The 7,956-nt window shown below is 72.1% G+C and carries 8 protein-coding genes; 6 read left to right on the forward strand and 2 right to left on the reverse strand.

Annotated elements, in window-relative coordinates:
* Positions 1-26 precede the first annotated feature (26 nt).
* A complete protein-coding gene (locus Q7X29_RS27555; protein ID WP_316575824.1) occupies positions 27-1,202 on the reverse strand; it encodes an alpha-hydroxy-acid oxidizing protein in 1,176 nt (391 codons plus the stop codon).
* Positions 1,203-1,309: 107 nt separating this feature from the next.
* Between Q7X29_RS27555 and Q7X29_RS27560 the strand changes: the two genes are divergently transcribed.
* The gene (locus Q7X29_RS27560) at positions 1,310-1,534 is read left to right on the forward strand and encodes a hypothetical protein (RefSeq protein ID WP_218720997.1); all 225 of its coding nucleotides are present in this window, start codon (positions 1,310-1,312) and stop codon (positions 1,532-1,534) included.
* Here Q7X29_RS27560 and Q7X29_RS27565 read toward each other — a convergent pair whose 3' ends face one another.
* Positions 1,535-2,353: an amino acid-binding protein gene (locus Q7X29_RS27565; RefSeq protein ID WP_218720998.1), complete on the reverse strand. Its 819-nt coding sequence runs from the start codon at positions 2,351-2,353 to the stop codon at positions 1,535-1,537. It lies immediately after the preceding gene.
* Positions 2,354-2,626: 273 nt separating this feature from the next.
* Here Q7X29_RS27565 and Q7X29_RS27570 point away from each other — a divergent pair, with 273 nt between their 5' ends.
* The 5 genes from Q7X29_RS27570 to Q7X29_RS27590 all read left to right on the forward strand — a co-directional run bounded on the left by Q7X29_RS27570 (position 2,627) and on the right by Q7X29_RS27590 (position 7,932).
* Positions 2,627-3,394 carry a DeoR/GlpR family DNA-binding transcription regulator gene (locus tag Q7X29_RS27570; protein WP_218720999.1) on the forward strand — a complete coding sequence of 256 codons (768 nt, stop codon included), beginning with the start codon at positions 2,627-2,629 and terminating at the stop codon, positions 3,392-3,394.
* Complete coding sequence (locus Q7X29_RS27575; protein ID WP_316575825.1) at positions 3,391-4,386, forward strand: 1-phosphofructokinase family hexose kinase; 996 nt, start codon at positions 3,391-3,393, stop codon at positions 4,384-4,386. Before Q7X29_RS27570 ends, Q7X29_RS27575 begins: the two co-directional genes overlap by 4 nt.
* 176 nt (positions 4,387-4,562) lie before the next feature.
* A complete protein-coding gene (locus Q7X29_RS27580) occupies positions 4,563-6,755 on the forward strand; it encodes a PTS fructose transporter subunit IIABC (protein ID WP_316575826.1) in 2,193 nt (730 codons plus the stop codon).
* Between the two features lie 26 nt (positions 6,756-6,781).
* On the forward strand, positions 6,782-7,039 hold the full coding sequence (locus Q7X29_RS27585; protein WP_218721954.1) for an HPr family phosphocarrier protein: 258 nt from the start codon (positions 6,782-6,784) through the stop codon (positions 7,037-7,039).
* Between the two features lie 140 nt (positions 7,040-7,179).
* The gene (locus tag Q7X29_RS27590) at positions 7,180-7,932 is read left to right on the forward strand and encodes a thioesterase II family protein (protein WP_316575827.1); all 753 of its coding nucleotides are present in this window, start codon (positions 7,180-7,182) and stop codon (positions 7,930-7,932) included.
* The last annotated feature ends 24 nt before the right edge of the window (positions 7,933-7,956 follow it).

Genomic DNA, 7,956 nt, shown 5'->3' on the forward strand with positions numbered 1-7,956 from the left:
TGACGGGCTTCCCGGCCGTCCGCGGATCAGTCGCGGGCGGCGTTGCCCGCGGTCGTCGGGCGGATGTTGGCGCGCACCGCGGCGACATCGGGATACCCGTTGACGGCCATCAGCAGATCGGCCTCGGCGGCGTAGCTGCGCAGCAGGTGCACCAGTCCGCGCACCCCGCCCAGCGCCAGCCCGTACACGTACGGCCTGCCGAGCCCGACCATGGTCGCGCCCAGACCCAGCGCCTTGACGACGTCGGCGCCGGAGCGGACGCCGGAGTCGAACAGCACCGGCACCCGGTCGCCACACGCGGCGACGACAGCGGGCAGCGTCTCGAGCGCGCTGAGCCCGCCGTTGGCCTGGCGCCCACCGTGATTGGAGCAGTAGATGCCGTCGGCGCCGAAGTCGATCGCCTTGCGCGCGTCCTCGGGGTGCGAGATGCCCTTGAGAATGATCGGCAGCTCGGTCAGCGAGCGGAGCCAGGTCAGGTCGTCCCAGGTCAGCGAGTTGCCGAAGGTCGCGATCCAATGCAGGACAATCAGCTTCGGATCATCGGAGCCGACCATCGCCTGGAACACCGGGTCGCTGGTGTAGTTCTTCAGCACGTGCCCGCGCAGCTGCGGGAAGTTGCCGCTGGACAGGTCGCGCGGACGCCAGCCGGGGACCCAGGTGTCGAGGGTGACGGTGATGCCCGCGTAGCCGGCCGCCTCGGCGCGGCGAACCAGGCTCTCGGCCAGCTCCCGGTTCTTCGGCGTGTACAGCTGGAAGAACGCCGGTGTGTCGCCCGCGTGCGGACGGACGTCCTCGAGCGGGTCCTCCATCAGCGTCGAGAACATCGCGGGCACACCGGTTTTCGCCGATGCCTGGGCCACCGCGATGTCACCGTGCCCGTGCTCGCCGACCAGGCCGATCACGCCGACCGGGGCCAGGAACAGCGGACTGGCGAAGGTGTGCCCGAAGGCGGTGACGGTGAGATCGCGCTCGGTCGCCCCGACCAGCATCCGGGGCACCAGCCCCCAGTCGGCGAAGGCCTCGGCATTGCGGCGCTGGGTGAGCTCGTCGCCCGCCCCACCGGCGATGTAGTTCAGCAGCGTGTCGGGCAGCGCGGCGGTCGCCTTGCGCTCGAGCGTCGCGTAGTCCATGGGAAATTCGGGCAGATTCCCACCGAGCGCGGCCAGGTAGATCTCGTTCTGATAGTCGGCGAACTGACTCATCGCTGAACTTTCGCATGCGAGCCGGGGTTCACAGACCCCAGGGGGGATGTAAGGTGCGTCATACTCGTAAGTAGACAGCAGCGTACCCAGCAGCACGTTCCGAGATTGTGAGTGCCCCTGTCGTGACCCTCGTCGAACACTCGGCCGCACCCGCCGACCCGGACGTTCTCCTCGCTCGGCGCATCACCCACGGTGCGATCCGCTACCTCACCCTCCTCGCCTGTGGCCTCTCCCAGGATTCGATGGACCTGCTCACCTCGGTGACCGACCGACTACGCGCCGCCGAGGGCGCGCTACGCGATCCGCTCACCGCCGATCTCGGCTTCGACTGATCACCGCAGCCGGGCGGTGAGCGCGGCCAGGTCGGCCAGCCGATGCGCCCGCGCGATCTCGGCCGGCGTGAACGGTTCGTCGGGACGCACGAATCCCCAGCGATCGTCGTCGCGTTCGAGTTCCAGCACGGTGCCCTCGCCCACATCGCCCGCCGCGGGCGTGCCGGGCGCGAGATAGCGCGCGCCGAGCAATTCGGCGACGGCCAAGGGCAATTCGTCCGGATCGCCCACGATCCGGGCCGCGATGGCCAGCGCCTTGGTCTGACCGTCGATCAACGACAGCACCGTCGCGGGCCAGACCCGCACCCCTGAACCACCCGCCTGCACCACCGCCGAGGTGAGACTGTGCACGGTGACCCCCTCGGGCGCGGCGACGACGAGTTCGTCGAGCACCGCGTCCTCGAGTTGATGCACGTGCACCGTGAGGATGTTGGCCCCGCGCTGCGCCAGGTGTTTGGCCAGCGTCTCCAGCGCGCCCGGCCGGTCCGCCAGCCTGACCCGGATCCGCCACAGTGCCTGCGCCTCGTCGATCCGGTCGCGGTGGCGTAGCTCCGGGCCGTGCAGCCAGCCGCCCAGCATGCGCATCGCCCCCGGCTCGACCACCCAGATCACCAGGATCGTGGTGGTGATCGTCAGCAGGGCGACGGTGAGCAGATAGGGCGGGTGCAGGTGGATCACCAGCGCGTGCAGCGCCAGCTCCACCGGGAACACCGCCGCCAGTTTGGCCAGCGCCAGCCGGGTTCGGCGCGGGTGCGGCAGCCGCCCGCACACCTCGCAGGCCAGGGCCGTGACACGGGGTCGCACTGCGATTCGCCACATGCGGCTCAGCGTCACCCGCGCACGTGTCGATCATCGACGAGACACGTAAACGGGGCGTGACAGTCGCACCGAAACCGCTTGACCTGCACCGCCTTCCACGGTGACACCCGCCACGCGCACCGCGCGGATGTGACCGCGAGCACCCGGGACCGAATGGTGACCGACGATAGCGCCGCGCAACGATTGTGACTCGTCTCACCATAATTGATTGACAAAGCAACACAAACGGGCATAAAACAATATGAGTACACATTCAGCGCATCGGAGGAACCCATGTACGCCGAGGAACGGCAGCAGGCCATCGCGACCCTCATCGGGCATCGCGGACGGGTCTCCGTCGCCGAACTGGCCGATCAGTACGGGGTCACCACCGAGACCGTGCGGCGCGATCTCGCCGTCCTGGACCGGCTCGGCCTGATCCGGCGGGTACACGGCGGCGCGGTCGGCGCGGGCGCGCTGACCACCATCGAGCTGGGTACCGCCGAACGCGACAACACCCGCGCCGCCGAGAAGGACCGCATCGCCGTGCTGGCCCAGCGCCACCTGCCCGCTTCCGGCGGCAGCGTGCTGTTCGACGCGGGCACGACGACGGCCAGGGTGGCCGCCGAGCTGCCGACCGACCTGGACCTCGTCGCGGTCACGAACTCACTGCCGATCGCCACCCGGCTCACCGGTTTCGCCGGGGTGCGGGTGCACCTGCTCGGCGGGCGGGTGCGCGGGGTCACCCAGGCGGCCGTCGGCGCCGAGACACTGCGAATGCTCGGCGAGCTGCGGGTCGACGTCGCCTTCGTCGGCACCAACGCGCTCACCGTCCGGCACGGCCTGTCCACGCCCGATCCCGAGGAGGCCGCGGTGAAGCGCGCGATGATCGCCGCCGCGGACCGGGTCGTCGTGGTCGCCGACGCGGGCAAGGTCGGCCGGGAGGATTTCGTCCGCTTCGGCAGCACCGACGACATCGATGTGCTGGTCACCGATACCGACATCCCGGCCGGCGCGCACGCGGACCTGGTCGCGGCGGGCATCGAGGTGGTCCTCGCATGATCGTCACCCTGACCGCGAACCCGAGCGTGGACCGCACGGTCACCCTCACCGGACCGCTGCGACGCGGGCAGGTGCATCGCGCCGCCGGGGTCACCGCGCAACCCGGCGGCAAGGGCGTGAACGTCGCGCGCGTCGTCGCGGCGGGTGGCGCGCCGGTCCTGGCGGTGCTGCCGGGGGCCGAGGACGATCCGGTGGTGCACGGATTGCGCACGGCGGGGATCGGTTTCCGTACCGTGCCGGTGCCGGGTGAACCACGCATCAACCTGACCATCGCCGAGACCGACGGCACCACCACCAAGATCAACGCGCCCGGCCGTCCGCTGACCGGCCGCGAGCTGGCCGAGCTGACGGCGGTGCTCGTCGAGCTGGCCGCCGGGGCCGACTGGATCGTGCTGTCCGGTTCGCTGCCGCCCGCGGTGCCGGTCGACTGGTACGCCGAGCTGGTCGCGCGGTTGTCGCCCCTCGGCGCGTCCGCGAACGGCGCTACCCGCACCCGCATCGCGGTCGACACCTCCGACGCGCCCCTGCTGGCGCTGTTCGCCGAATCTGTCGGCGTCGCACCCGATCTCATCAAGCCCAACGCCGAGGAACTCGCCCAGCTGACCGGGCTCGACCCGGTCGACCTCGACGACCCCGTGGCCGCCGCCGTGGCCGCCGCCCGCCTGGTCGATCGGGGCGTCGGCGCGGTCCTGGCGACCCTCGGCGCGGCCGGTGCGGTGCTGGTCACCGCCGAGGACGCCTGGTTCGCCGCGGCCCCGCCGATCGTGCCGCGCAGCACCGTCGGCGCAGGCGACTCCGCCCTGGCGGGATATCTGCTCGCCGACGCGGCGGGCGCGGGCCCCGCCGACCGGCTGCGCGCCGCCGTCGCCTACGGCAGCGCGGCCACCGCGCTGCCCGGGACCGAACTGCCCGGTCCGGCCGATGTCGACCTCGACGCGGTCACCGCCCGCCCGCTCCGAACGGCCTCCGATCGCCCACCGGGCTCGGCATGAGTACCGCGCGCCGACCCCCTGACGACCGCCGTCCGCCGCGGCACCCCGGCCGACAACGCACCGCGGCCCGGCTGCCGCACTGCGCCCGGCCCCGCCCGTCGACTCCCGTTCGCCCCACCCGCCCCCCACTGCCGACCTGCTGACCCGCTCCACCCCCACTCGCGAAAGACACCACGATGGCCGATTCGATCATCACCACCGACCTGATCACGCTCGACACCGATCTCGGCGCCGACAAGGACACGGTGATCACCGCGCTCGCGGGCAGGCTCGCCGCCGCGGGCCGCGCGAGTGACGCCGACGCGGTGAGCCGGGCGGCGCTGGACCGGGAAGCGCAGTCGGCCACCGGGCTCCCCGGCGGCATCGCCATCCCGCACTGCCGCGCGGCCGCCGTCACCACCGCGTCCCTGGCCTTCGCCCGCCTCTCCCCCGGCGTCGACTTCGGCGCCCCCGACGGCCCCGCCGACCTGGTGTTCCTGATCGCCGCGCCCGAGGGAGCGGGCGCCGAGCACATGAAACTGCTGTCGTCGCTGGCCCGCGCCCTCGTCCGCCCGGCCTTCGTCGCCGACCTGCGAGCAGCCGCGACACCCGCCGACATCGTCGCCCGGGTCGACGGTGTCATCAACCCACCGCCCGCCCCGGCGCCGGGCACCACCATCGCGACGGGCGCCACCGCGCCACAGACACCCGATGCCCGTAACTCCACCAGTGGCTCCCCGGCCGCGAGCACCGCCCCTGGCACTGCCACCGCAGCCGGCACAGGCGCGCCGACCGCCGAAACATCCTCGGCCACAGCCATCGCCGCTCCGACGGGCGAATCGGTCTCGGCCGCAACGACTGGCACTGCGACTGCCGGAACAGTCGGCGCCGCACAGACTTCCGCCGGGAGCGCGGCCGAGGGGGCGCGGCCGAGGATCGTCGCGGTCACCGCCTGTCCGACCGGCATCGCCCACACCTACATGGCCGCCGACTCCCTCGTCGCCGCGGGCGAGCGCGCCGGGGTCGATGTGGCCGTGGAGACCCAGGGCTCCAGCGGCGGCGACAAGCTGGACCCCGCCACCATCGCGGCGGCCGACGCGGTCATCTTCGCGACCGACGTGGGCGTGAAGGATCGAGGCAGGTTCGCGGGCAAGCCGGTCGTCGAGTCCGGCGTCAAGCGGGCCATCAACGAACCGGACACGATGATCGCGGAGGCGGTGGCGGCGAGCGCCACGCCGGGCGCGGCCACGGTCGGCGGGTCGGCACCGGCGGCGGCCGCGGCGGCCAAGGGGATCGGCTGGGGTACCCGGCTGCGGCAGATCCTGCTCACCGGCGTCAGCTACATGATCCCGTTCGTCGCGGCGGGCGGTCTGCTGATCGCGCTGAGCTTCCTGCTCGGCGGGTACGAGATCTCCGACAGCGCGAAGGACATCGTGCTGAACAACTCGATCACCGACCTGCCCGACGGCGGCCTGGCCACCTATTTCGGCGCGGTCCTGTTCCAGATCGGCGCACTCGCCTTCGGCTTCCTGGTGCCCGCGCTGGCCGGCTACATCGCCTTCGCGATCGCCGACCGGCCCGGGCTCGCACCGGGTTTCACCGCGGGTGCCATCGCGGTGTTCGTCGGGGCCGGGTTCCTCGGTGGTCTGGTCGGCGGTCTGGTCGCCGGTTTCGCGGCCCTGTGGGTCGGCAAGCTGCCGGTACCGACGTGGGCGCGCGGCCTGATGCCCGTGGTCGTGATCCCGCTGCTCGCCTCGCTGATCGTCGGCGTCGCGATGTTCGTCCTGCTCGGCAAGCCGCTGGCCGCCGTGACCAACGGACTCACCGATTGGCTCAACGGCCTGTCCGGCACCTCGGCGATCGCGCTCGGTGTCATCCTGGGCGTGATGATGTGCTTCGACCTCGGTGGGCCCGTCAACAAGGCGGCCTATTCCTTCGCGGCCGCGGGCCTGTCGGTGACCGACACCGCGACGCTGCGGATCATGGCCGCGGTCATGGCGGCGGGCATGGTCCCGCCGCTGGCGATGGCGCTGTCGACCACCGTGCGCCCGCGCCTCTACACCGAGGCCGAGCGGGAGAACGGCAAGGCCGCCTGGCTGCTGGGCGCCTCGTTCATCTCCGAGGGCGCGATCCCGTTCGCCGCGGCCGACCCGCTGCGCGTGCTGCCCTCGATGATGCTCGGCGGCGCGGTCACCGGCGGCCTGGTGATGGCGACCGGGGTGACGCTGAGCGCACCCCACGGCGGCATCTTCGTGTTCTTCGCGATCGGGCACCTGGCCTGGTTCGTGCTCGCGCTGCTGGCGGGCACCGTGGTCGCCGCGCTCAGCGTCACCCTCGCCAAGGAGTTCACCCGCAAGCAGTCCGTGTCCCCCGTCCTCACCACCGCGTAACCCGTTCACCCACAAGGAGATATCCCATGGCCAGCACCACCGTCACCGTCGGCTCCTCGGTCGGCCTGCACGCCCGTCCCGCCGCCCTGATCGCCGAAGCGGTCGGCGCGGCCGGGGTTCCGGTCACCCTCGCGCTGGTCGGCGGCGACCCGGTCGACGCGGGTTCGGCGCTGATGATCATGACCCTCGGCGCGGGCCAGGGCGCCGAAGTGGTGATCACCAGCGACGACCAGCCGACCCTGGACAAGATCGCCGAGATGGTCGCCAGCGACCTCGACGCCTGACCGTCCGGCAGCCGCGCGGCCACCCGTCGACCGGGTGGCCGCGCCGCGTTCGGCCGCCGCCGCCGACAGGCGTACCGGCGTTACTCCCGGGTACATTCGAGGAGCTCGTACTTCGGTTCTCTCGAAAGGCCCTCTGCCCTATGGGTACTCGCTGGCTGCGTCGCCTGTCCCCCGCCCCGGGCGCGGAATCCCGGAAGCTGGTCTGCTTTCCGCACGCCGGCGGTTCCGCCCTCGCGTACGGGCCGCTGGCCAAGTCGCTCGGCACGGACTACGACGTGCTCGCCGTGCAGTACCCCGGTCGCCAGGACCGGCGGCAGGAACCGCTCGTCGACAGCATCTCGGGCCTGGTCGACGGGTTGGCGCCCGAGCTGATCGAAGCCGTCGACGGCGACGAGAACTTCTTCGTCTTCGGCCACAGCATGGGTTCGGTGGTCGCGTTCGAGGCATGCCGTCGGCTGGAGCGGGCGGGCGCGACCGCGCGCGTGCTGTTCGCCTCCGGTCGCCGCGCCCCCTCGGCTCCGCAGCCGGGAACCGTGCATCTGCTGGGCGATCGGGAACTGGCCGCCCAGCTGCTGGACTTCGGCGGCACCCCGCCTGCCTTGCTCGCCGATCCCGAGTTCCGCCGGTTGATCCTGTCGATCACGCGCAACGACTACCGCGCCATCGAGACCTACACGTGCCCGCCCGAGACCACCGTCGCGAGCCCGATCGTCGCGCTCGCGGGCGTGAGCGACGCCGACGCGCAGCTCGCCGACATCCAGGCGTGGGGTACCCACACCACGGGCGACTTCGTCGCGACGACCTTTCCCGGCGGCCACTTCTACCTCGACGCGAATCTCGACGGCATCGGCCGCCTGATCCGCGAGCACAGCGCCCGCGCCTTGTCGCGGTAGCCGCGTGGCCGGGTGCGCCGCTCG

The organism is Nocardia canadensis, assembly GCF_032656385.1.
Classification (GTDB): domain Bacteria; phylum Actinomycetota; class Actinomycetes; order Mycobacteriales; family Mycobacteriaceae; genus Nocardia; species Nocardia canadensis.